At 73.1% G+C, this 22,699-nt stretch carries 22 protein-coding genes and 1 tRNA gene; 14 read left to right on the forward strand and 9 right to left on the reverse strand.

Annotated features, from left to right (window positions below; all coding sequences use genetic code 11):
- Nucleotides 1-31: 31 nt before the first annotated feature.
- The 3 genes from EEW87_RS15150 to EEW87_RS15160 are packed head-to-tail and all read left to right on the forward strand — an operon-like array spanning nt 32 to nt 3,486.
- Nucleotides 32-2,281, forward strand: a complete 2,250-nt coding sequence (locus EEW87_RS15150) for a DNA polymerase III subunit gamma and tau (RefSeq protein ID WP_123091373.1) — start codon at nt 32-34, stop codon at nt 2,279-2,281.
- A gap of 49 nt (nt 2,282-2,330) precedes the next feature.
- Entirely contained in the window at nt 2,331-2,930 is a 600-nt protein-coding gene (recR, locus tag EEW87_RS15155) for a recombination mediator RecR (RefSeq protein ID WP_068272833.1), read from the forward strand.
- The gene (locus EEW87_RS15160; RefSeq protein WP_123091372.1) at nt 2,923-3,486 is read left to right on the forward strand and encodes a DUF5063 domain-containing protein; all 564 of its coding nucleotides are present in this window, start codon (nt 2,923-2,925) and stop codon (nt 3,484-3,486) included. The genes recR and EEW87_RS15160 overlap by 8 nt, the downstream gene beginning before the upstream one ends.
- Nucleotides 3,487-3,813: 327 nt before the next feature.
- Here EEW87_RS15160 and EEW87_RS15165 read toward each other — a convergent pair whose 3' ends face one another.
- Nucleotides 3,814-4,863: an ABC transporter permease gene (locus tag EEW87_RS15165; RefSeq protein ID WP_123091371.1), complete on the reverse strand. Its 1,050-nt coding sequence runs from the start codon at nt 4,861-4,863 to the stop codon at nt 3,814-3,816.
- Nucleotides 4,860-5,828, reverse strand: coding sequence for an ABC transporter ATP-binding protein (locus EEW87_RS15170; RefSeq protein WP_225985065.1), 969 nt, complete (start codon nt 5,826-5,828; stop codon nt 4,860-4,862). Before EEW87_RS15170 ends, EEW87_RS15165 begins: the two co-directional genes overlap by 4 nt.
- A 134-nt stretch (nt 5,829-5,962) precedes the next feature.
- Between EEW87_RS15170 and EEW87_RS15175 the strand changes: the two genes are divergently transcribed.
- The 4 genes from EEW87_RS15175 to EEW87_RS15195 all read left to right on the forward strand — a co-directional run bounded on the left by EEW87_RS15175 (nt 5,963) and on the right by EEW87_RS15195 (nt 10,629).
- Nucleotides 5,963-7,234 carry an aspartate kinase gene (locus EEW87_RS15175; RefSeq protein WP_068272844.1) on the forward strand — a complete coding sequence of 424 codons (1,272 nt, stop codon included), beginning with the start codon at nt 5,963-5,965 and terminating at the stop codon, nt 7,232-7,234.
- Nucleotides 7,235-7,241: 7 nt separating this feature from the next.
- Nucleotides 7,242-8,330 (forward strand): aspartate-semialdehyde dehydrogenase, encoded by a 1,089-nt coding sequence (locus EEW87_RS15180; RefSeq protein WP_123091369.1) that lies wholly within the window; start codon nt 7,242-7,244, stop codon nt 8,328-8,330.
- Nucleotides 8,331-8,512: 182 nt separating this feature from the next.
- Nucleotides 8,513-9,430 carry a LytR C-terminal domain-containing protein gene (locus EEW87_RS15190; protein ID WP_240341615.1) on the forward strand — a complete coding sequence of 306 codons (918 nt, stop codon included), beginning with the start codon at nt 8,513-8,515 and terminating at the stop codon, nt 9,428-9,430.
- Nucleotides 9,427-10,629 carry a pyrophosphate--fructose-6-phosphate 1-phosphotransferase gene (locus tag EEW87_RS15195; RefSeq protein ID WP_123091367.1) on the forward strand — a complete coding sequence of 401 codons (1,203 nt, stop codon included), beginning with the start codon at nt 9,427-9,429 and terminating at the stop codon, nt 10,627-10,629. The genes EEW87_RS15190 and EEW87_RS15195 overlap by 4 nt, the downstream gene beginning before the upstream one ends.
- Here the strand turns inward: EEW87_RS15195 and EEW87_RS15200 are convergent.
- Both EEW87_RS15200 and EEW87_RS15205 read right to left on the reverse strand, forming a co-directional pair.
- A complete protein-coding gene (locus EEW87_RS15200) occupies nt 10,622-11,956 on the reverse strand; it encodes a methyltransferase domain-containing protein (protein ID WP_123091366.1) in 1,335 nt (444 codons plus the stop codon). The genes EEW87_RS15195 and EEW87_RS15200 overlap by 8 nt on opposite strands.
- A 148-nt stretch (nt 11,957-12,104) precedes the next feature.
- A tRNA-Pro gene (locus tag EEW87_RS15205) sits at nt 12,105-12,181 on the reverse strand.
- Nucleotides 12,182-12,313: 132 nt separating this feature from the next.
- On the opposite strand from EEW87_RS15205, the gene EEW87_RS15210 reads away from it, so the two are divergent.
- Entirely contained in the window at nt 12,314-12,808 is a 495-nt protein-coding gene (locus EEW87_RS15210; protein WP_123091365.1) for a hypothetical protein, read from the forward strand.
- Here the strand turns inward: EEW87_RS15210 and EEW87_RS15215 are convergent.
- Nucleotides 12,774-13,721 (reverse strand): metallophosphoesterase, encoded by a 948-nt coding sequence (locus tag EEW87_RS15215; protein ID WP_123091364.1) that lies wholly within the window; start codon nt 13,719-13,721, stop codon nt 12,774-12,776. The two genes, EEW87_RS15210 and EEW87_RS15215, sit on opposite strands and share 35 nt — an antisense overlap.
- A gap of 71 nt (nt 13,722-13,792) precedes the next feature.
- On the opposite strand from EEW87_RS15215, the gene EEW87_RS15220 reads away from it, so the two are divergent.
- The gene (locus EEW87_RS15220; RefSeq protein ID WP_123091363.1) at nt 13,793-14,251 is read left to right on the forward strand and encodes a GatB/YqeY domain-containing protein; all 459 of its coding nucleotides are present in this window, start codon (nt 13,793-13,795) and stop codon (nt 14,249-14,251) included.
- Between the two features lie 68 nt (nt 14,252-14,319).
- On the opposite strand, the gene EEW87_RS15225 is transcribed toward EEW87_RS15220, so the two are convergent.
- Nucleotides 14,320-16,863, reverse strand: coding sequence for a transglycosylase domain-containing protein (locus EEW87_RS15225; protein WP_224766758.1), 2,544 nt, complete (start codon nt 16,861-16,863; stop codon nt 14,320-14,322).
- A gap of 231 nt (nt 16,864-17,094) precedes the next feature.
- Between EEW87_RS15225 and EEW87_RS15230 the strand changes: the two genes are divergently transcribed.
- Nucleotides 17,095-17,403 carry a WhiB family transcriptional regulator gene (locus tag EEW87_RS15230; protein ID WP_083968493.1) on the forward strand — a complete coding sequence of 103 codons (309 nt, stop codon included), beginning with the start codon at nt 17,095-17,097 and terminating at the stop codon, nt 17,401-17,403.
- A gap of 36 nt (nt 17,404-17,439) precedes the next feature.
- Here the strand turns inward: EEW87_RS15230 and EEW87_RS15235 are convergent, their stop codons facing one another.
- Both EEW87_RS15235 and EEW87_RS15240 read right to left on the reverse strand, forming a co-directional pair.
- Nucleotides 17,440-18,564, reverse strand: a complete 1,125-nt coding sequence (locus EEW87_RS15235; RefSeq protein WP_123091361.1) for an ArsA family ATPase — start codon at nt 18,562-18,564, stop codon at nt 17,440-17,442.
- The gene (locus EEW87_RS15240; protein ID WP_123091360.1) at nt 18,561-19,541 is read right to left on the reverse strand and encodes an ArsA-related P-loop ATPase; all 981 of its coding nucleotides are present in this window, start codon (nt 19,539-19,541) and stop codon (nt 18,561-18,563) included. The genes EEW87_RS15235 and EEW87_RS15240 overlap by 4 nt, the downstream gene beginning before the upstream one ends.
- Before the next feature lie 43 nt (nt 19,542-19,584).
- Between EEW87_RS15240 and EEW87_RS15245 the strand changes: the two genes are divergently transcribed.
- Genes EEW87_RS15245 through EEW87_RS15260 form a run of 4 tightly spaced genes read left to right on the forward strand, consistent with a single transcriptional unit; the run spans nt 19,585 to nt 21,839 of the window.
- Nucleotides 19,585-19,743, forward strand: coding sequence for a Sp36 family protein (locus EEW87_RS15245; protein ID WP_123091359.1), 159 nt, complete (start codon nt 19,585-19,587; stop codon nt 19,741-19,743).
- Entirely contained in the window at nt 19,743-20,210 is a 468-nt protein-coding gene (locus EEW87_RS15250) for a RidA family protein (protein WP_068272880.1), read from the forward strand. The genes EEW87_RS15245 and EEW87_RS15250 overlap by 1 nt, the downstream gene beginning before the upstream one ends.
- A gap of 7 nt (nt 20,211-20,217) precedes the next feature.
- The gene (locus tag EEW87_RS15255) at nt 20,218-21,033 is read left to right on the forward strand and encodes an NUDIX hydrolase (protein WP_123091358.1); all 816 of its coding nucleotides are present in this window, start codon (nt 20,218-20,220) and stop codon (nt 21,031-21,033) included.
- Nucleotides 21,030-21,839 carry an MBL fold metallo-hydrolase gene (locus EEW87_RS15260; RefSeq protein ID WP_396326580.1) on the forward strand — a complete coding sequence of 270 codons (810 nt, stop codon included), beginning with the start codon at nt 21,030-21,032 and terminating at the stop codon, nt 21,837-21,839. The genes EEW87_RS15255 and EEW87_RS15260 overlap by 4 nt, the downstream gene beginning before the upstream one ends.
- A 179-nt stretch (nt 21,840-22,018) precedes the next feature.
- On the opposite strand, the gene EEW87_RS15265 is transcribed toward EEW87_RS15260, so the two are convergent.
- Nucleotides 22,019-22,696, reverse strand: a complete 678-nt coding sequence (locus tag EEW87_RS15265; RefSeq protein WP_068272886.1) for a Crp/Fnr family transcriptional regulator — start codon at nt 22,694-22,696, stop codon at nt 22,019-22,021.
- Between the last annotated feature and the right edge of the window lie 3 nt (nt 22,697-22,699).

Consider the following 22,699-nt stretch of genomic DNA (forward strand, 5'->3'; position numbering starts at 1 on the left):
CGCTGACGGCCCGCCCGGATAGCCTCGCCCTGTGAGCACCGCCCTCTACCGCCGCTACCGGCCCGAGACCTTCGCCGACGTCATCGGGCAGGAGCAGGTCACCGAGCCGCTCATGCAGGCGCTGCGCACCGGCCGGGTCAACCACGCCTACCTCTTCTCTGGCCCGCGCGGCTGCGGCAAGACGACGAGCGCGCGCATCCTCGCCCGCTGCCTCAACTGCGAGCAGGGCCCGACTCCCGAGCCGTGCGGCGAGTGCGACAGCTGCGTCGCGCTCGCCCGCGGGGGAGCGGGCACCGTCGACGTCATCGAGATCGACGCGGCGAGCCACGGCGGCGTCGACGACGCCCGTGACCTGCGCGAGCGGGCGTCCTTCGGGCCGGCGCAGAGCCGCTACAAGATCTACATCATCGACGAGGCGCACATGGTGACGCCGCAGGGCTTCAACGCCCTGCTGAAGATCGTCGAGGAGCCCCCGGAGCACGTGAAGTTCATCTTCGCGACGACCGAGCCCGAGAAGGTCATCGGCACGATCCGCAGCCGGACCCACCACTACCCCTTCCGCCTCGTGCCGCCGGCCCGGCTGCAGGACTACCTCGAGCACCTCTGCGAGCGCGAAGGGGTCCGGGTCGAGCCCGGCGTCCTGTCCTTCGTCGTGCGCTCCGGTGGCGGGTCCGTGCGCGACTCGCTGTCGGTGCTCGACCAGCTCATCGCCGGCTCCGGTCCGGAGGGGCTGACCTACGAGGGCGCGTCCTCGCTGCTCGGCTTCACCGACGTCGAGCTGCTCGACGCGGTGGTCACCGCCTTCGGCGCGGGCGACGCGGGCGCGGTCTTCCGCCACCTCCACGACGTCATCGAGACCGGTCTGGACCCCCGCCGCTTCGTCGAGGACCTCCTCGAGCGCCTCCGTGACCTCATCGTCGTGCTCGCCGCGCCCGAGGGCGCACGGGCGATCCTGCGCGGGCTGCCCGAGGACCAGGTCGAGCGCATGCGCACCCAGGCCGCGGCCTTCGGCGGCGCGTCGCTCACCCGGGCGGCCTCGATCGTCAACGAGGGCCTCACCGAGATGTCCGGGGCGACCTCGCCGCGGCTGCAGCTCGAGCTCATCGCCGCCCGGGTGCTCCTGCCCGGCGCGGCGGGGGAGAGCGGCTACGCCGCGCGGCTCGACCGCCTCGAGCGTCGGATGGACGTCGGCGGGGTCCCGACCCAGGCGAAGGGGGACGCCCCCTCCCCGGTCGCCGCAGCAGTCCCGCCGGCACCGGCACCCGACCGATCGGCGCAGCCGCAGCGTCAGCCCGAGCCGCAGCGCGCCCCAGAGCCGCAACGTCAGCCCGAGCCGCAACGTCAGCCCGAGCCGCAGCCCGAGCCCGAGCCCGAGCCCGAGCCCCAGCGTCAGCCTGAGCAGCGGCGCGAGCCCGAGCGACCCGCCGCCGCCGCGCGGGAGAGCGCACCCGCGGCCGCTGCGGCACCTCCGGCCGCCGCACCTCAGGCGCCCGAGACCCCGACCCCGGGCACGATCGACGTCGAGGCGCTGCGTCGGTCGTGGCCCGACGTCCTCGGCCGGATCTACCAGATGCGCCGGGCGACGTGGACCTTCCTGTCCGAGCACGGGCAGGTGCTCACCTACGACGGGCGCCGGCTCGTCATCGGCATCAGCACGGTCGGGCTGGCCAACGCCTTCCGCGCCGGCTCGCACGCCGACGTCGTGCGCCAGGCGCTCATCGACGCCCTCGGCGTCGAGGCCATGGTCGAGGGCATCCCGACCCCCGAGGGCTCCCCGCCGGTGCAGGCCACGCCGCCGCCGTCGAGCGGCGGGTCCGGCCTCGGCCCGGCACCCACCCCGGCGCCGGCCCGCGCGGCCCAGCGACCCTCGGCTCAGGACCCCGCTCCGTCTCGCGCCGCGTCGGCCGACCTCGGCGTCCCCTCCTCGGTGCCCGCCTCGGACGGCCGACCCGACTGGTCGAGCGCCCCGGCCGACCCGTCGTCGGCGCCGAGCTGGGCGACTGCCGACCCCTTCGGCCCCGGTGGTGGTGCACCTGCGCCCGCCCGTGACGACTCACCCGCCCCCGACCCGACCTCAGGCGCCTCGTCGCCGGTCGGCGTCGAGACGCGCGAGGAGGTCTCCGAGGCCGCCCACGCGCCGCGCCCGCCGCTGCGCCGGGGTGCGCTCGACGAGTACGGCGTGAGCGAGGACGACGAGGACATCGTCGAGGCGGGCGACGCCGGGCCCGCGGTCGTCGAGCGGATCCTCGGCGGCACGGTCATCCGCGAGGACCAAGCCTGACGGGCGGTGCGAGTAGGTCGCGCCCGTCTTCGGGCGTAGGGTCGCTGACGTGTACGAAGGCGTGGTCCAGGACCTGATCGACGAGCTCGGCCGCCTCCCCGGCGTCGGGCCCAAGAGCGCGCAGCGCATCGCCTTCCACCTCCTGCAGTCCGACCCGCAGGACGTCGCCCGGCTCGTCCAGGCCCTCACCGAGGTCAAGGCCAAGGTGTCCTTCTGCGAGACGTGCGGCAACGTCGCCGAGGGCACCCAGTGCCGGATCTGCGCCGACCCGCGCCGCGACCAGAGCGCGATCTGCGTCGTGGAGGAGCCCAAGGACGTCGTCGCCATCGAGCGCACCCGCGAGTTCCGCGGGCGCTACCACGTGCTCGGTGGGGCGATCAGCCCGCTCGACGGCATCGGGCCCGACGACCTGCGTCTGCCCCAGCTCATGGCGAGGCTGTCCGGCGGAGAGATCGGCGAGATCATCATCGCCACCGACCCCAACCTCGAGGGCGAGGCCACCGCGGCCTACCTCGCCCGGCTGCTGCAGCCCTTCGACCTGCGGGTGACGCGCCTGGCTTCCGGCCTGCCCGTCGGCGGCGACCTCGAGTACGCCGACGAGGTGACCCTCGGCCGCGCCTTCGAGGGGAGGAAGCTGCTCAATGCCTGACACCACCGACCCGACCCGGCTGCTCGCCGACGAGTGCGCCGCCGAGGCCCGCACCTTCGTCGAGACCGTCGCCGGTGTCGCCTCCGGGGCCGCCCCGGAGTCCGCGATCCCGTTGCTCCTGCTCGCGACGAGCCAGGTCCAGCTCATGGGTGCGCGGCTCGGCGCGATCGCCGACGTCCTGCCTGCCGAGCGCTTCGAGCCCGACATCGGCCCGGAGGTCGAGGTGGAGCCCCTGCGCGAGGGCATCGGGCGCCTCTTCGACGGGCTCGACTCCTACGTCGACCTCCAGGACCCCGTCACCTCCGTCGAGGTGACCTCCGGCAGCCTCGCCGACGACCTCGCGATCATCACCGAGTCCCTCACCCACGGCCTGGCCCACCACGCCGCCGGTCGCACGACCGAGGCGCTGTGGTGGTGGCAGTTCAGCTATCTCTCCGCCTGGGGCGAGCGCGCCGCGATGGCCGTCCGCGTCCTCCACGGCCTGCTCGCGCACGTGCGTCTCGACGCCGACGCCGACGAGGTCGCCGAGGCGGAGTTCGACGCCCTCCACTCCTGACCCCTTCGCCTCGCCCGGGTCACAGCTTTCCCGCCCAGGGCGGGAAAGCTCGACCTCGGGAAGGAACATTGCCTTCCCGAAGTCGAAGCTTCTTTCCCGATGTGGTCGTCAGGCCTCCCGGACGGGGATGCCGGGCGGCTCGGTGCGCCGGTGCCCCGTTCGCCTGCCCGGTGCCACACCTTTCCCGCCCTGGGCGGGAAAGTTCGACCTCGGGAAGGAACATTGCCTTCCCGAGGTCGAAGCTTCCTTCCCGAAGTGGTCGCCAGCCGGCCGAAGGGGGAGTCCGGGCGGGTCGGTGACCGCAGGCCCCCTTCGCCCGGCCCCGGGTCAGGCGATGCGGGTGCCCGACGGCAGCCGGCGCACGGGGGTGCGGGTGCGCTGCACGGCGACCGCGGTCGCGCCCCCGCCGATGAGCACGAGGAAGGCGATGCCGTAGGGCCAGACCGGCCCGGCGTCGTCCGCGCCCTCGGTGAGCGAGTCGGCCGGCATGGCGTCACCGGTCCAGCACTCGTCGATCGTCTCCTGCGGCCCGGCCTTGGCCAGCCGGGCGCCCTGGGAGATCCAGCGCAGCGGCGTGAAGCCGCTCATCCCCTCGGCCTCGTCGTCGCCCTGCGGGGCCGCGTCGGCGACGATGACGAAGGGGTTGAGGGCGAGCACCGGCCAGATCCGCTCGGTGTGGACCGTCTCGCGGACCTCGGTGCGCGTGGTGCACCGGGGCTGCGTGTCGGACACGCTGCCCTCGGTGATGTAGTCGACGCCGTAGACCTGACGCTCCTCCTCGCCGGAGACGAGGAAGGCGAGCATCCCGAAGACGATCGTCGTGAGGAAGCACAGGCCCGCCACCGTGAGGTAGGTGAGGACCGCCGACCCGACGGGCCGCGCGGTGAGGGTGCTGAACATCAGGCCGAGGGCGCACACGACGGCGAGCACGACGACGATGACGACGAGGGAGCGCAGCGCGCCGAGCAGGTCGACCCCGCCCTTGACGTAGCCGAAGAGCAGGAAGGGCAGCGCGGTGGCGAGGAAGGCGAGGGCGATGAGCCACGCGGCGAGCAGCTTGCCCAGGACGATGTCGGCCGCGCTGAGCAGGGTCGTCTGCAGCGTCGCGAGGACGCCCTGGTCGCGGTCGCCGTTGACCGACGTCGACGTGAGGGCGGGCATGACGAGCATGCCGAGCCCGAGGACGAAGAAGAGGACGACGTCGTAGACGGTCGAGCCGAGCTGCTCGTCGCCGGCCTTGCGCAGCCCCAGCCACGACAGCCCGGTGACGCCGGCGATGACGCACACCCACGCGACGAGCACGACGACCCAGCGGGCGCCGCGCACACGCTGGAGCAGTTCGAGGCGGGCGATGGTGAGGACTCCGTGGACGCTCATCGGCGGTCCTCCGTGACGGCGAGGTAGGCGGCCTCGAGGGCGCCCTGGGCGGGGGCGAAGGCGGTGAGCGGCACGTCGGCGCGCACGAGCCGGCGCAGGAGGTCGGTCGCGGCGCCCTCGCCGGCGACGTGCACCTCGACGCCGGTGCCGGCCCGGGTGCTGCGCACCCCGAGCTCGGTGAGCGCGGACATGAGCGCGGCGGGGTCGGACGACGCGAGCCGGTAGGCCGTCGACGTGGTCGCGGGGGAGAGGGTCTGCCCCTCGATCGTGCGGCCGCGCGCGACGATGACCGCGCGGTCGGCGATCTCCTGCAGCTCGGTGAGGATGTGGCTGCTCACGAGGATGGTCCGGCCCTGCGCGGCGAGGTCGCGCATGATGTCGCGCAGCTCGATCCGGCTGCGGGGGTCCAGGCCGTTGGCCGGCTCGTCGAGGACGAGCACGGACGGGTCGTTGACGAGCGCGCGGGCCAGGCCGAGGCGCTGCTTCTGGCCGCGGGAGAGCACGCGGGCCGGGCGGTCGGCGAGGTCGTCGAGGTGGACGAGCCGCAGGAGGTCGGCGATCCGCTGCTGGGCGGCGGTGCCGCGCGGCCCGTAGGCGCTGGCGATGATCTCGAGGACCTCGCGCACCTTGAGGGCGTCCCACGTGCCGAAGCCGTCGGGCATCCAGCCCAGCCGGGCCCGGACCTCGCGAGGCTGGGTCACCGGGTCGTAGCCGTCGACGCGCACGCTGCCGCTGTCGGGCACGAGGAGGGTCGCGAGCATGAGCATGAGGGTCGTCTTGCCCGACCCGTTGGGGCCGATGAGCGCGGTGATCTCGCCCGGCCTCGCGTGCAACGTCATGTCCTCGACGGCGAGCACCTGGCCGAAGGCTCGGCGCACCCCCTGGACGACGACCCCGCCGACCGGCGGCCCGCTCCCCGGCCCGGGCGCGCCCGGACCCCCTGACATCCCCACCTGCTGCGTCATGGTGGGCAGGCTAGCCCGCGCGGTCCCCCTTCGCTGAGACGCCGACCGGTGCCTGCGCGCCACCGACTACCCTGGGCTGCGGTCCTCGCCCGGTCCCGACCGGGCGTCCTGCCTCGTCCTGTCAGGAGTGTGTGGTGAGTCTGGTCGTCCAGAAGTACGGCGGGTCCTCCCTGTCCGATGCCGAGAGCATCAAGCGGGTGGCCCGTCGCATCGTCGACGCGCGCAAGGCCGGTCACGACGTGTGCGTCGTGGTCTCGGCCATGGGCGACACCACCGACGACCTCCTCGACCTCGCCAACGAGGTGAGCCCGCTCCCGCCCGCGCGCGAGATGGACATGCTGCTCACCGCGGGCGAGCGGATCTCGATGGCCCTCGTCGCGATGGCGATCGCCAACCTCGGCAGCACGGTGCGCTCCTTCACCGGCTCGCAGGCCGGCGTCATCACCGACGACACCCACGGCAAGGCGCGGATCATCGACGTCACGCCGGGTCGGATCACCTCCGCGATCGCCGAGGGGCACATCGTCATCGTCGCCGGCTTCCAGGGCGTGAGCCAGGGGAGCAAGGAGATCACGACCCTCGGCCGCGGCGGCTCGGACACGACCGCCGTCGCCCTCGCCGCGGCGCTCGACGCCGACGTCTGCGAGATCTACACCGACGTCGACGGCGTCTACACCGCCGACCCCCGGATCGTCCCCGCCGCCCGTCAGATCGGCCACATCTCCCACGAGGAGATGCTCGAGCTCGCGGCGTCCGGCGCGAAGATCCTGCACCTGCGGTGCGTCGAGTACGCGCGCCGCTTCGACATGCCCATCCACGTGCGCAGCTCCTTCTCCCATCAGGAGGGCACGTGGGTCGGTGGTAGCAACCCCGAAGGAGACAGCGTGGAAGACCCGATCATCGGCGGCGTGGCGCACGACCGCAGCGAGGCCAAGATCACCGTCGTCGGCGTGCCCGACAGCCCCGGCAAGGCGAGCGAGATCTTCCAGGCCGTCGCCGACGCGCAGATCAACATCGACATGATCGTGCAGAACGTCTCCGCGACCGAGACCGGGCTGACCGACATCTCCTTCACCCTGCCGAGCACCGACGGCCAGACCGCGATCCAGGCGCTCACCCGCCTGCAGGAGGGCGTCGGCTTCACCCAGCTGCAGTACGACGACCAGATCGGCAAGGTCAGCCTCGTCGGCGCCGGGATGCGTACCCACCCGGGTGTCTCCGCGACCTTCTTCCGTGCTCTCGCCCAGGCCGGGATCAACATCGAGATGATCTCCACCTCCGAGATCCGCATCTCCGTCGTCACCCGCGGCGACCAGCTCGACGAGGCCGTCCGCGCGGTCCACAGCGCCTTCGGGCTCGACTCCAGCCAGGGAGAGGCGGTCGTCTACGGCGGCACCGGCCGCTGAGACCCGCATGACGACCTCGCCCCCCGACGCGCGCACCCACGACCGCCCCACGCTGGCGGTCGTGGGCGCGACCGGGCGGTTCGCGCGGGCGCTCGTCGCCGCGATGGCGCTGCACGACGACCCGTGGGGCGAGATCCGGCTGCTCTCCCCACGGCTGACGACGAGCACCCTGCCCGTCCGTGGGCGTGAGCAGCAGATCGACGTGCTCACCGAGCACTCCTTCGACGGCGTCGACATCGCGCTCTTCAACCTGCCGACCGACCAGACCCGGCCGTGGTCGCGCTGCGCGGTCGCGGCCGGCGCGACCGTCGTCGACGCCAGCGGCGCGCACCGTCTCGACGACGACGTGCCGCTCGTCGTGCCGGGCATCAACGACGCCGCGCTCGCGCACCGCCCCACCGGGGTCGTCGCGATCCCGGGCCCGATCACCTGGGCGCTCGTCGACGCGGCGCACGTCCTCCACCGGGCGTGGGAGCTGCAGCTGCTCACCGTCACCGGCCTCATCGCGGCCGACAGCCGGGCCGAAGGGGGAGTCTCGCGCCTGCGCTCGGAGCTCTCGGCGCTCGCCGACGCGCCGAAGGTGGGCCTGTCGCCGGGTGACGTCCGGGCGGCCACGAGCGACCTGCCGCCGACATCGCCCTTCCCCGCGCCGCTGGGGATGAACGTCATCCCGTGGGTGGGCCGCCCGGCCGGCGACGGCTGGACGACGGCGGAGCGCGCCCTCGAGGCGGAGATCCGCAAGATCCTCGACATCCCCCACGTGCCGGTCATCGCCACGCTCGTGCAGGTGCCGGTCGTCTCGGCGCACTCGATGTCGATCCACGCCCGGCTCGCCCGACCGGTCCACCCGGACAAGGTCGCCCGGGTCTTCACCGAGGCGCCGGCGCTCGTCGTCGTCGACACCCCGGTCGGGGGAGAGGTGCCGACCCCGGTCGACGTCGTCGGGATCGACCCGCGCTTCGTCGGGCGGATCCGCCAGCCGGAGGGCCTGCGGCACAACGTCGAGCTCTTCCTCAGCTCGGACACGGTGCGCCGCGGCGCGGGGGCGATGCTCGACATCGCCGGTCAACTCGCGGTGACCGGGCCGGCGGCGTGACCGCCCGCCGGTCGTGACCGATCGGTGACCCCGACGTCAGCAAGCGGACACCTGCCTGCGGCGTCATGAGCGGGAGAGGGCCGGACAGCGATGCCCTCTTGTGACAAATGTGACTCATGTGACGACTGTGGTTCGTGTGACAATCTGGGGGACAGCTGATGACCGGGCGTGAGGAGCTCGAGATGGCCGATGGGGACGGGCGCTGGACTTCACGTCCGGCGGCGGGGTACGAGGTGCTGCGCGTCGACGAGCTCGACGACGACACCCGACGGGTGCTCGCGCGGCGACGACGTCGACGGGCGATCCTCTTCGTCACCCTCCCCGGGCTGCTCCTCGGCACCGCGACGGTGGCCGCTGCCTACAGCGCGAACCTCATCGGCGCGCCCGAGCCCGTGTGCATCCCCGAGCGGGTCGAGGCCCCGCAGCGCGACTCCTTCGAGATCGACCTGCAGAACTCCAACAGCACCGCGGGCCTGGCCCGCGACGTCGGCCGCACCCTCGAGGAGCGCGGCTTCGTCATCGCCGACATCGGCAACGCCGACGACCGCGTCTACGTCAAGAGCGCCGCGACGATCTACTACGGGCCGGACAGCCGCGACAACGCGCTGCTCGTGCAGCAGCAGATCCCCGGCTCGAAGATGTGGTCCGACGGCCGCGGCGGCAAGGACGTGCAGGTCGTCCTCGGCTACGGCTACAAGGACCTCAAGGACGAGCCGGAGCCCCCGCCGCCCGCGCCGAGCGAGATCCGGGTGTCGGTCTACAACACGACCTTCCGCGAGGGGCTGGCGGCGGACGTCGCCGCCGACCTGCGCTCGCGAGGCTTCCGCACCGGCGAGACCGGCAACGACCCCTCGGGCGCCTTCCTGCCCGAGGAGGCCGCGGTCATCCGCTACGGCCCGGACGGGCAGAAGGCCGCGAAGCGCCTGGCCGACCACGTCGAGGGCGCCGAGCTGCAGCGCGTCGAGGGTCGCAAGGGCATGAGCGTCGACCTCGTGCTCGGCAATGAATACAGTGACCTCGTCCCCGCCAGCGACATCCCCGAGGTCACGCCCTACGTGCGACCCGCGGACCACATCGAGAGGCCCTGCGAAGCCCGATGACAGTGCAGACCGTCGCCATGCTCACCGCGGGCGGTCTCGCCCCGTGCCTGTCCTCAGCAGTCGGCGGCCTCGTCGAGAGGTACACCGAGATCGCGCCGGACGTGCGCATCATCGGCTACCTCGACGGCTACGCCGGCCTGCTCACCGGACGCTCCGTCGAGGTGAGCGAGCAGGCCCGCCGTGAGGCCTCACGCCTGCACCACCTCGGCGGGACGCCGCTCGGCAACAGCCGGGTCAAGCTGACCAACGTCGAGGACGCGGTGCGCCGCGGGCTCGTGCCCGAGGGCTCCGACCCGCTGCAGGTGGCCGCCGAGCAGCTCGCCAGGGACGGCGTCGACGTGCTCCACACGATCGGCGGCGACGACACGAGCACGACGGCGGCGGACCTCGCGGCCTACCTGCACGAGCACGGCCACGAGATGCGCGTCGTCGGGCTGCCGAAGACCATCGACAACGACATCGTCCCGGTGCGGCAGAGCCTGGGGGCGTGGACGGCGGCGGAGCAGGGCGCGATCTTCGCCCGCAACGTCGTCGCCGAGACCTCGTCGAACCCGCGGATGCTCGTCATCCACGAGGTGATGGGTCGGCACTCCGGCTGGCTCACCGCCGAGACCGCCCGGCGCTACCACGCGTGGGTCGCCGAGCAGGACTGGGCGCCCGCGATGGGCGCCGACCGCCGACGCTTCGACGTGCACGCGGTCTACGTGCCCGAGCGGCACGTCGACCTCGCCGCGGAGGCCGAGCGGCTCCGCGCGACGATGGACGAGATCGGCTGCGTCACCGTCTTCCTCAGCGAGGGGGCGGGCCTCGAGGACGTCGTCGCCGACCTCGAGGCGACGGGCGCCGAGGTGCCGCGCGACCCCTTCGGCCACGTCCAGCTCGACAAGGTCAACCCCGGGCAGTGGTTCGCCGGACGCTTCGCCGAGCTCGTCGGCGCCGAGAAGGTCATGGTGCAGAAGTCGGGCTACTTCGCCCGCTCGGCCGCCGCCGGTCCCGAGGACCTCGCGCTCATCCGCGAGTGCGTCGAGCTCGCCGTCGACACCGCCCTGTCCGGGGGTTCCGGGCTCGTCGGCCACGACGAGGAGCGCGGCGGCGAGCTGCGCGCCATCGAGCTCGACCGGGTCGCCGGCGGACGCCCCTTCGACGTCGAGGCGCCGTGGTTCGCCGAGCTGATCGACGACCTCGGCCAGGTCAGCTGATCCAGCCCCACCGCAGCAGCGATACGTCGAGCTCGTGGCCCTTGGTCACGGCGCCGTAGATCTCGACGCGGTCGGCCGTGCGGATGTCGCCGTCCACGGGCGACGGGGTGAAGTACGTCCCCTTCGAGCCCTCCCGCAGGACGAAGGTGGGCCGCGCCCGCTTGGGGCGGTGCTCCTGCGGCTTCCAGCTCCAGCGGGCGACGGCCTCGCCGTCGCGGGTGAACTCCACGGAGATCTTCTCGACCTGCTCCGGGTGGGGGACCTCGAGCTCGAGACGCACGCCGAGCGTGGGCCGGTGCTCCGGCGGGATGGGGAAGGCCAGGCCGAAGTACTGCGGGCCGGTGCGGTCCGGGCGCGGGGTCCCGGTGATGCGCAGACCCCTGACGTCTCCGAGCTCCTCGTCCTCGGAGACGACGTGCTCGGTGCCGAGGTCCATCCGCTTGTTCCAGATGCTCTTGACCTGCTCGAGGTCGTGGGGGTCGACGTTGGTCACCCGGCGGGCCCGGTAGGGGTCCCGCTCCTGGACCGCGGTGGGGTCGGTGACGGCGGCAGCAGCCGCCCGGGCCCGCGGGGAGGGCGCCGTGCCGCGTGAGGCGAGGACGAGCACCCACGTGTTGTCGACGGCCTCGACGTGGTGGGCGACGAGCCCGGCGGATTCGATCATCGCGCGCAGCCGCTCGACGCCGAAGATCGCCGTGTGCCCCCAGATGCCCTCGAGGCGCCCGAGGAGGGGCGTGGAGAAGAGGAGGTCGGCGCCGTCGGGCAGGGCGTCGGCGAGGGCCCGCAGGGCCGCCTCGGCGTCGGGGACGTGCTCGATGACCTCGCAGCAGATGACGAGGTCGGAGTCGCCGACCCGCTCGCGGGTGAGGTCGTAGAGGTCGAGCTCGGTGACGTCGGCGCGGTCGCCGAAGCCGTTGACCCCGAGCAGCTCGCGGGTCGTCCGGGCGTACGCAGGGACGAGCTCGCCCCCGCGGTAGCCGCCGACCTGCCCGTCGCGCAGGAGCAGCGTCGCGAGGAAGCCCTTGCCCGTGCCGACCTCGAAGACGCTCTCGCCCGGGGTGATGAAGTCCAGGGTGCGGCGGAAGCGGGTGATGTTCGACGGCGACTCGTACATCGCCCGGAAGGAGCCGAGCAGGCCCTCGTCGGGCGGGGAGACGAACCACTCCTTGGCGCGCGCCCGCTCGGCGTCCCAGCGGTGCGCGAAGAGGCGACGGGCGGCCCCTTCGCGAAGGTCCTCGAGGTGCTGCACGTCCTGCCAGCCCCGGCGCACGGCGGCGCGCTCGTGGGGGTCCTCCGCCTCGCGGGTGGTGATGGTGGTGTCTGTCATGGCCGTCCTCGTCCTCGTGGGGTCGGCTAAGGATATGGCAGAGACCTCGCCGGTGGCTGGGAGGCGCGACGAAGGGGGCGTGCGGCCGGGTCAGGGTGAGGAGACGACGAGAGCCCCCGGACCGGTGGTCCGAGGGCTCTCCTCGCGGTGGTCGGGGTGACAGGATTTGAACCTGCGGCCTCTTCGTCCCGAACGAAGCGCGCTACCAAGCTGCGCCACACCCCGTGGCTGACGCCGTCTCGAGGACGGCGACACGTGAGGATAACTCAGTCCCCGGCGCTGCCCACAATCGGGCCCGAGGACCGGCTGCCGGTGGGTCGTGGAGAGGGCGTCTGCGTGCCCGTGCCGGGGTCCTGCGTGCCCGGGTCGTCGGAGGTCTGCGTCGGGCTCGTGCTCGACGGGTCGGGCTCCGGGCTCTCGTCGGGCGTCTCGTCGACGGTCGGCGGAGGGGTCCAGGTCGGCGTGGGCGTCCACGTCGGCGTCGGGGTCCAGGTGGGCTCCGGCGTCCACGTCGGTGTCGGGGTCCACGTCGGGGTCGTCGTCGTGCTCGTCGGCTCCGGCGTCCACGTCGGCTCGGTCGTCGTGGGGGTGGGTGTCTGGGTCGGGAGCGGGGTCGTCGTGCTGGAGGTCGTCGTCGAGCTCGTCGTGCTGGTGCGCGTGCGGGTCGTCGTCCGCGACGTCGTCGACGAGGTGGGGGTGGAGCTCGTCGTCGCCGGCGCGGGCACCGCGACGGGCTCCTGGCCCAGTCCGAGCGCGACGACCGAGGTGCCCGTGGCGAAGATGCCCGCGAGGGCCAGGGCCACGCCCTCGACGACCCTCATGCCGCGCGCCCGACGGCGGGGACGAGCGTGAGCAGGCTGGCCTCGGGGCGGCAGGCGAAGCGCACCGGGGCGAAGCGGGAGGTGCCCAGCCCGGCCGACACGTGCAGCCAGGACGCGTCCTGCAGGGCCTCCACGTCGGGACGGTCGGCCGCGCCGGGCCACCAGCGCGACACCCCCTTCGCCCGACGCCGGTCGAGGTCGCAGTTGGTGACGAGCGCCCCGTAGCCGGGCACGCAGAGCTGGCCGCCGTGCGTGTGGCCGGCGAGGACGAGCGACGCCCCGTCGGCGTGCATGGCGTCGAGGACGCGCTGGTAGGGCGCGTGGGCGACGCCGAGGAGCACGTCGGCCCCGTCCGCGCGCGGTCCGGCGACGTCCTCGTAGCGGTCGCGGCCGATGTGCGGGTCGTCGACCCCGACGAGGTCGAGCGCGAGGTCACCGACCTGCAGCGTCGTGCGGGCGTTGTCGAGATCGGCCCAGCCCCCGGCGAGCATGCCGTCCCGCAGCTCGTGCGTCGGCAGCTCGACACGGGTGCGGGGGGCCTCGCCGTAGCGCGGGGTGAGGTAGCGCGCGGGGTTCTTCGGCGCCGGCGCGAAGTAGTCGTTGGACCCCATGACGAAGGCGCCCGGCAGCTCGAGCAGCGGGCGCAGCGCGTCGAGGACGCCCGGCACCGCTCGCTCGTGGCTGAGGTTGTCACCGGTGTCGACGACGAGGTCGGGGCGCAGCCCGGCGAGGTCGCGGATCCATCGCGCCTTGCGCTCCTGGCCGGGCACGAAGTGGATGTCGCTCACCTGGAGCACCCGCAGCGGGCGGGCACCCTCCGGCAGCACCGGCAGGGTCCACCGTCGCAGCGTGTAGAGCTGGCGCTCGACGACGCCGGCGTAGGCCAGCGCACCCGCTCCGGTCGCGGTCAGGGCGAGGGCGCTGCGCGTCAGGGGGTGGGTCACGCCGCCATTGTCGCCCACGGCCTGCGGGATACCTGGTCGCCCCCGCCGGGGAGGCGGGGGAGAATGTCACCATGACCGACACGCTCAAGGCCACGATCCAGCACGACCTGCACGACTCGATGCGTCAGCGCGACCAGGTGCGCTCCTCGACGCTGCGCATGGTCCTCGCCGCGATCACCACCGAGGAGGTCTCGGGCGACACCGCCCGCACGCTCTCCGAGGACGAGACGCTCAAGGTCGTGGCCAAGGAGGCCAAGAAGCGCCGCGAGGCGTCCAGCGCCTACACCGACGCCGGTCGCCCCGAGCTCGCCGCGAAGGAGGACGCCGAGCTCGAGGTGCTCCAGGGCTACCTGCCCGAGCAGCTCGACGACGCCGCCCTCGCCGCGATCGTCGACCGCGCGATCGCCTCGACGGGTGCGACGGGCATGGCCCAGATGGGTCAGGTCATGAAGGTCGCCCAGGGCGAGGTCGCCGGGCGGGCCGAGGGCGGTGCCGTCGCCGCGATGGTCAAGGCGCGCCTCGGCTCCTGATCGCCCGAGCACGACGAAGGGGGTGACCCACCAGCTGGTGGGTCACCCCCTTCGTCGGTCGGCTGGGCTCAGCCGTCGTTCTTCTTGGGCTTGTCGCCGGTGTTCTTGGGCTTGCCGTTCGTCTTGGGGTTCTCCGGCCCCTTCGTGCGGGTGGGCGCCGCGCTCGTCGACGTGGAGGTCGGCGAGGGCGGGGCCGCCTGGGCCTGGGTGGTTGTGCTCGGGGGAGCCGCCTGGGTCTGGGTGGGCGCCGGGGGCGCGGTCACCGGTGCGACGCCGTTGGAGACGTAGTACTCGACGAGGCCGCCCTTGATCGCCTTGCCCGAGGGCGAGGTGCTCGCGACGGTCCCGGCCGGTGCGGTGCTGGAGGTGACGCCGGCGTTGCGCGGGTCGAAGCCGGCGCCCTTGAGGATGGAGTCGGCCTCGGCCGGGGTCTTGCCGATGACCGAGGGGATGTCGACGTAGTCGCCGTCGACGACCTTGCCGCTGGGGGCCTGGAAGGCCTTCTTGGGCATCTCCGCGCTGGCGTCGTCCATGATCTGCTTCCACAGCGGTGCGGCGATGGTGCCGCCGAAGACGCTGGGGTAGTACTGGCCGCCGATGGTGATGTTGTCCATCTCCATGTTCGGGCCGTCGCCCAGCGGCGTGCCGACCCAGACGGCGGTCGCGAGCTGCGGGGTGTACCCGGCGAACCAGGACTCGCCGTGGTTCTCCGTCGTGCCCGTCTTGCCCGCCGCGACGCGGCCGTCGGCCAGGCGCTGGGTGGCCGCGGTGCCGCCCTGGTCCTCGAGGGTGCCGCGCAGGAGGTGCGTCACGCCCCGGGCGACGCCGGTCTCGAGGGCCCGGGTGCACTTCGGGGGCTTGATCTTGATCTGCTTGCCGTTGGCCTTGGTGATCGACTCGATCGGCGTCGGAGGGCAGTACATGCCGTCGGCGGCCAGGGTGGCGTAGCTCGAGGCGAGCTGCAGGGGCGAGGTCGAGTCCGAGCCGAGGACGATGTTCGAGATCGCGTAGTCGTCCTTGATCTTCTTGCCCGTGGAGTAGTCGATCGACAGCCCGTAGGTCTGGCCGTTGCCGTCGGACAGGCCCATCTTGGCCATGACGCCGGGGATCTTGCATGAGCCGATGTCGGAGGCGAGCTGGGCGAAGGCGGTGTTGATGGACTGCGCGGTGGCCTTGCGCAGGGTCATGACGCCACCGGTGAGGAAGTCGTTCTGCACCTTCCAGGTGGGCTCGCCGACGGTGCAGCCGGGGTTGAACGCGGTCTTGGGGAACGCGTGCTGGTTGCCCGGGGCCGCGGTGGGGGCGTTGACGGTGCCGTTCATCGGCTTGCCGTTGGCCAGGGCCGCGGCGAGGACGTACATCTTCGCCGTCGAGCCGATGGCGAAGCCGTTGGTGCCGCCGTAGCGGGTGGGGTAGGTCCAGGCCTGCTCGGAGTAGGTCGTCGTCGCCCGGTCGAGGCCGACCTTGTAGCGCGAGGTCTGCGCGATGGCGCGCACCTTGCCCGTGCCGGGCTCGACCATCGCGGCGCCGGCGCCGACCTTCGGGTCGCCGTTGGGGACCTTCTTCGTCAGCTCCTCGTGCATCTTCTTCTGCCAGTCACGGCGCAGCGTGGTCTTGATCTTCAGACCACCGGTGTTGACCGCCTGGAGCCGGGCGTCGGGGTCGGGCCCGAGCTCCGGCATCGTCTTGAGGTACTCCATGACGTAGTTGCAGAAGTACGGGTCGACGGCCTTGGTGCAGGTGCCGCCCTCGCTCTCCTTGATCCGGAGCATGTCCGAGACCTTCTGCTTCGTGTACTTCTTGTGCTGGCCCGGGGTGATGTCGCCGAGCGACAGCATGCGGTCCAGGACGAGGTCGCGGCGCTCCTGGACCTCCTTGGGGTTGGTCCGGATGTTCAGCCGGCTCGGCGACTGCACGACCCCGGCGAGGGTCGCGGCCTCGCCGACGGTGAGCTTGCGCGCGGAGGTCGAGAAGAAGTGCCGGGCGGCGGCCTCGACGCCGTAGGCCTGGTCGCCGTAGTAGACGAGGTTGAGGTAGTTGTTGAGGATCTGGCCCTTCGTGTGCGTCTTCTCGACGTCGAGGGCGTACTTCATCTCCTGCAGCTTGCGGCTGTAGGTCTGCTCGACCGCTTCCTTCGCCGCCTCCTGGTCGTCCTCGCGGATCGCCTTCTCCTGCAGCATGATCTTCACGTACTGCTGGGTGATCGACGAGCCACCCTGGGTGGCTCCGCTGGAGATGTTGGAGAAGAAGGCGCGGCTGGTGCCGCGCAGGTCGATCCCGCCGTGCTCGTAGAAGCGGCTGTCCTCGATCGCCAGCTGGGCGTTGATCATGTTCTTGCTGATCTTGCTCATCGGGACGATGATCCGGTTGGCGTCGTAGGGCGTCGCCAGGACCTTGCCGTCGGCCGAGTAGATCTTCGACTGCTGCGCCAGTGAGATCGCGGTGAACTCGCCGTCGAGGTCCTCGAAGGCCCCGACGGTGCCGCGTGCGGCGCTGCCGGACGCGCCGGCGAAGGGCATGAGCAGCCCGGCGCTGATGAGCCCCATGCCCACCGCGACGGCGACGAAGGCCCCGAGCAGCCGGACGAGGTTGGGCATGGCAGATCGCGACATGTCCTCCAGGGTAACGGCGCCCCCTGAGAGCGCCAGGGAGGCTGACGAAGCGGCCCGTCGGGGTCCGCGGAGGACGGCCGTCGGCGGCTCAGTTAGGCGTTGGTTCAGGTTTGGTCAAGAAATGGTCAAGAAGTAGTCCTTTCGGGCCATGTATCTCGGACCGTTCCGGTGCCTACCATGAATCCGGCTCGTACCGGGGAGTAAGAGCCAGTGTGAAGTCAAGGAGTGGGGATGACCGTCGCAGCGCAGCGAACGATGAGCTGGACCGACGACTGGGCGAAGGAGGGTCGGTGCCGGGGGATGGACCCCGACGCTCTCTTCGTCCAGGGCAAGGACCAGCGGGCCGCCAAGCTCACGTGCCGGGGATGCCCCGTCGTGGCGGAGTGCCTGGCGGATGCTCTGGACAACCGGACCGAGTTCGGTGTCTGGGGCGGGATGACGGAGCGGGAGCGCCGCGCGCTGCTGCGTCGTCGCCCGGATGTGGCCAGCTGGTCCGACCTCTTCCAGAGCGCAGCTCGGGGGGCCGCCGTCAGCCGGTGATCGACCGGCTCCGATGACGTCCAGGACCCCGACGGGTCAGCGCACCAGGTGGTGAGCGAGCTCGTCGAGGGCCTGGACGTCATCTGCGTCGTGGGGGGAGTCGGGGACGACGACGACCGGCACCTGCTCGTCCGCGACGAGGTCTCGCAGCGTGCGCAGGACGCTCGCGTGGCGCCGCGCCCTCCGGGTCCGCTCCACGTGGACCGCGAGGGCGGCCCGGCCCAGATCGGTCTCGACCGCGTCAGCGGCGGCGAGCGCCTCTCCGGTGCCCACCGTCGAGGTGGCCCGCACGACCCGGTTGACGACGAGAGCCCGCGGTCGCACCTCGTCGTCGGCCAGCCGGGCGAGCAGGCGGCGGCTCTCGACGACGGAGGCGTCGTCGGGTGCCCCGACGACCACCCAGGCGGTCGTCGGCGAGGTCAGCGCCGCGTACGTCGCGTCGGCGCGCTCGCGGAAGCCGCCGAGGACCGTGTCCAGCGCACCGAGCAGGGTCTGCACGTCACCGACGAGCGAGGGGCCGAGCACCGCGGAGACCACCCCGCGTCCGAGCGCGACGCCCTGCCCGGCGACCTTCCGGCCGAGACGGCCGCCGGCTCGCGCGGGGGCGGACAGCACCCGCAGCAACCGGCCGTCGAGGAAGCGGCCGAGCCGCGCGGGCGCGTCGAGGAACTCCAGCGCGGAGCGCGACGGCGGGGTGTCGACGACAAGCAGGTCCCAGCGCCCGGTACGCGTCATCTCCTCGCGCAGCTGACCGATGCGCTCGACGGCCATGTACTCCTGCGTGCCGGCGAGCGAGGTCGACAGGCTCTCGTAGAGGGGGTGGCCGAGGATCGCGGCGGCACGGTGAGGTCCCGCGTGCTGGCGCACGAGGTCGTCGAAGGTCCGGCGCATGTCGAGCACGAGCACGTCGAGGCTGCCGGGGGAGCCGTCGCCCACGAGCCCGGCGACCGGGTGCGGCTCGCTGCTCGAGGGGTCGGCGCCGAGGGCCTGGGCGAGCCGTCGCGAGGGGTCGATGGTCAGCACGACGACCCGACGTCCCTGCCGCGCCGCCCGGACGCCGAGGGCGGCGGCGGTCGTCGTCTTGCCGACGCCGCCGGCCCCGCAGCACACGACGACGCGCACCGACGGGTCCTCGAGGACGTCGCCGAGGGGTCCGCTCACGTCAGCCCCTCGAGGTCGTCGGCCAGCCGGTCGAGGTCGTCGCGCTCGACCTCCTCACCGAGATGACGAAGGGGGATCACCTCGCGCCCGAGGTCGTCGAGCCGGGCGCGCAGCGCGGCCCGGTCCTCGTCGCGCTCGACGCGGTCGAGCAGCTCGCGGTGCAGGGCGCTCACCGCGCCCGTCCCGAGGTCGAGACCTGCTCGGGAGAGGTCGTCGGCGAGCTGGCCCACGGCCGCGTCGGACCGGGCGGCGGCTCGTCCTGCGTCGTCGAGGGCCGGGTCCTGCCAGCGGGAGACGAGCACCGAGCCGAGCGGCCAGCCCGCGGCGGCGAGCTCGGCGCCGGACTCGAGGCTCTCCTGCACGGGCAGCTCCTCGAGCAGGGCGACGAGGTGCACCTGCGTGCCCGGGCCGCGCAGCCAGGAGAGCACGCGCTCGGCCTGCCGCCGCACCGGGCCGCTGCGCACCATGACGGTGGTCTGCCCCGGTGCGCCGAGGAAGCGTGCGACGCGGCCGGTCGGCGGGGCGTCGAGGACGACGACGTCGTAGTGGGGGCCGTCGCGACCCGCCAACTCGCGCCCGGCCGCCTCGTGGATCGCGCCGAGGACGAGCACGTCGCGGACGCCGGGGGCGACCGCGGTCGCGAAGTCGACCGCCCCGACCGCGGTGAGCACCCGCGCGGCTCCGGGCACCCGCACCTTGAGGCGGAGGTAGTCGTGCAGCGCGGTGCGGGCGTCGACGTCGAGGACGTGCACCGACCCGCCGGCGCCGGTCGTCAGCGCCGGACGTTCGCCCTCGCCGGGCGGCACGTCGAGCAGGCGGGCCAGGGCGTCGCGCCCCTCGACCTCGACCGCGAGGACCCGACGACCCCCCTTCGCCAGGGCGAGAGCGAGGGCTGCGGCGGTCGTCGACTTGCCGGTGCCCCCCTTGCCGGTGACGACGTGCAGGCCGACCTGAGGTCGCTGCGGTCTCGAGGGCACCTCCGCAGCGTAGACGGCGCGAGGGCGTCGCTAGGGTGGCGGCATGACCCAGTGGGAGTACGCGACCGTGCCGCTCATGATCCATGCCACCAAGCAGATCCTCGACCAGTGGGGCGAGGACGGCTGGGAGCTCGTCCAGGTCGTCGCCGGCCCCGACGGCAACGGTCTCGTGGCCTACCTCAAGCGACCCAAGGGCCAGTGATGGGTCGGGTCGCCGACCGTCTCGCCGAGCTCGGCATCGACCTGCCCGAGGCGGCGACGCCCGCCGGCTCCTACCAGCCCGCCGTCATCAGCGGCGACCACGTCTACACCTCCGGCCAGCTGCCCGTCGTCGGCGGCGAGCTGCCGCAGACCGGTCAGGTCGGCGAGGGCGCCGGGCTGGTCAGCCCGGCCGCGGCGCAGGAGATGGCGCGCACGTGCGCGATCAACGCCATCGCCGCCGTCGCCTCGGTCGTCGACCTCGACCGGGTGCAGCAGGTCGTCAAGGTCGTCGGCTTCGTCTCGAGCGATCCCGGCTTCACCGGGCAGCCAGGGGTCGTCAACGGCGCGAGCGACCTGCTCGCCGAGGTCTTCGGCGACGCCGGGCGGCACGCCCGGTCGGCGGTCGGGGTCGCCGTGCTCCCGCTCGGCGCCAGCGTCGAGGTCGAGGTCTGCGTGCGCATCTCGTGAGCCGTCGATGACGACCCGGGACTTCCCCTTCGCCGCGGGTCGCGAGCTGCTCGAGGTGCCCCTCGACCCGGCCCCGGTGCGCCAGGCCGCGACCGTCATGCTCCTGCGCGACGGCGCGCACGGGCTCGAGGTCTTCATGCTGCGGCGGGTGAGCACGATGGCCTTCGCGCCGTCGATGCACGTCTTCCCCGGGGGCGGGGTCGATCGGCGCGACGCGACGGACGACCTCCCGTGGGCCGGCCCGGACGTCGACGACTGGGCCCGCACGATGGACTGCCCGCCCGACGAGGTGCGCGCCCTCGTCGCGGCCGCGGCGCGCGAGGTCTTCGAGGAGACGGGCGTGCTCCTCGCCGGTGACGACGAGGGGTCCGACCCGGTCGAGCTGCTCGGCGGCACCGACGCGGCGGCCCGGGCCCGCCAGGCCCTCGTCGGGCGCGAGCTGAGCTTCGCCGAGCTGCTCGGCGGGGCCGGTCTGCGGCTGCGCTCAGACCTGCTCGGCTACCGCGCGCACTGGATCACGCCCGAGATCGAGCCCCGTCGCTACGACACCCGCTTCTTCGTCGCCGAGGTGCCGCCCGGGCAGGAGCCCGACGGCGAGACGACCGAGGCCGACCGCGCCGAGTGGGTGCGACCGCAGGACGTCCTCGCCGCCGCCGAGGCGGGCGATGCCCGGCTCATGCCGCCGACGATCGTGTGCCTCGAGCAGCTGCAGGCCGCGGGCTCGGTCTCGCGCGCGCTGGAGGAGCGGCCGGCGATCGCGCCGGTCATGCCCGTGCTTGTCGACACCGGCGCCGGGACCGTCATGCGCGCCGAGCTGCCGTGAGCGCCACCGCGCCGCAGCCCTCTGCCCCCTTCGGGCAGTGGGCGGGCGGCCAGGTGAGCCCGCACGCGTACTGCCTGCTGCAGGGCAACCCCGGGCCGATGACTCTCGACGGCACGAACACCTGGGTCGTCATGGCGCCCGGGTCGAGCAGTGCGCTCGTCGTCGACCCCGGTGAGGACGACGCGGCCCACCAGCAGCGCGTCGTCGACCACGTCGCCGCGCTCGGTGCCCGGATCACGCAGGTCGTGCTCACGCACGGCCACCACGACCACAGCGAGGGGGCGCCGCGGCTCGCCCGTCTCACCGGAGCGGGGGTCCGGGCGGTCGGGAGAGGGCACGACGACCTCGCCGACGGAGACGTCCTCGACGCCGGTGGTGTCGAGCTGCGCGTCGTCGCCACCCCCGGGCACACCTCGGACTCGGTGTCCTTCGCCCTCGCGGCCGATCATGCGCTGCTCACCGGCGACACGGTGCTCGGCCGGGGCACCACCGTCGTCGCGCACCCCGACGGCGAGCTCGAGGCCTACCTCGGCTCGCTCGAGCGGATCGCCGCGCTCACCGGCGGGGGAGCGGTGACCTCGATCCTGCCCGGGCACGGGCCCACGGTGCCCGACGCGTCGGCGATGGTCGACTTCTACCGGGTGCACCGCGCCGAGCGGCTCGACCAGGTGCGGGCGGCGCTCGCCGACGGGGCGGACGGCGCCGACGCGGTCGTCGAGCGGGTCTACGCCGACGTCGACCGGTCCGTGTGGCCCGCCGCGCGGATGTCGGTGCTGGCTCAGCTCGCCTACCTGCAGGGGCGGTAGCGCAGGGCTGATCCCCTTCGCCCCGCTCGGGCTCGCCGGACCCCACCCCCTTCGGTCACGAAGGGGGCGTCAGCGGGGGTGGCGAAGGGGTGCGAGCGGGCGACGTGGTCTCGAGGCTCCTTCGTCGCACCTCGACCAGCGAAGGACTCGTCGCACCTCGACCAGCGAGGGACGACCGATCAGCGGGCGCGACGCTTGAGGCGCTCGACGTCCTGGAGGAGGACGGCGCGGGCCTCGAGACGCAGCCAGCCGCGGGAGGCGAAGTCTGCGAGGGCCTTGTTGACCGTCTCGCGGGAGGCGCCGACGAGCTGGGCGAGCTCCTCCTGGGTGAGGTCGTGGGCGACCATGACGCCCTCCTCGACGGGGCGGCCGAAGCGCTGGCTCAGCTCGAGCAGCGCCTTGGCCACGCGGCCGGGCACGTCGGTGAAGACGAGGTCGGCGAGGTTCTCGTTCGTGCGGCGCAGCCGGCGGGCGAGCGCGGCGAGCAGGGTCACCGCGATGCGCGGGTGGTTGCCGAGCAGCTGGCGCAGCTGGTCGTTGCCGAGACCGATGAGCTGGGTCTCGGCGACCGCCGTGGCCGTCGCGGTGCGGGGGCCGGGGTCGAAGAGGCTGAGCTCGCCGAACATCTCGCCGGGGCCGAGGATCGCCAGGAGGTTCTCGCGGCCGTCGGTGCTCGTGCAGCCGAGCTTGATCTTGCCCTCGGTGATGACGTAGAGCCGATCGCCCTGATCGCCCTCGTGGAAGAGGACGTCGCCGCGCTCCATCCGGAACGCGTCCATCGAGGACATGATCTCGCGGGCTGCCTCGTCGTCGAGGGTCGCGAAGAGAGGGGCGCGTCGCACTGCTTCGAGGTCCACACC

The organism is Janibacter melonis, from assembly GCF_003721155.3.
GTDB lineage: Bacteria > Actinomycetota > Actinomycetes > Actinomycetales > Dermatophilaceae > Marihabitans > Marihabitans melonis.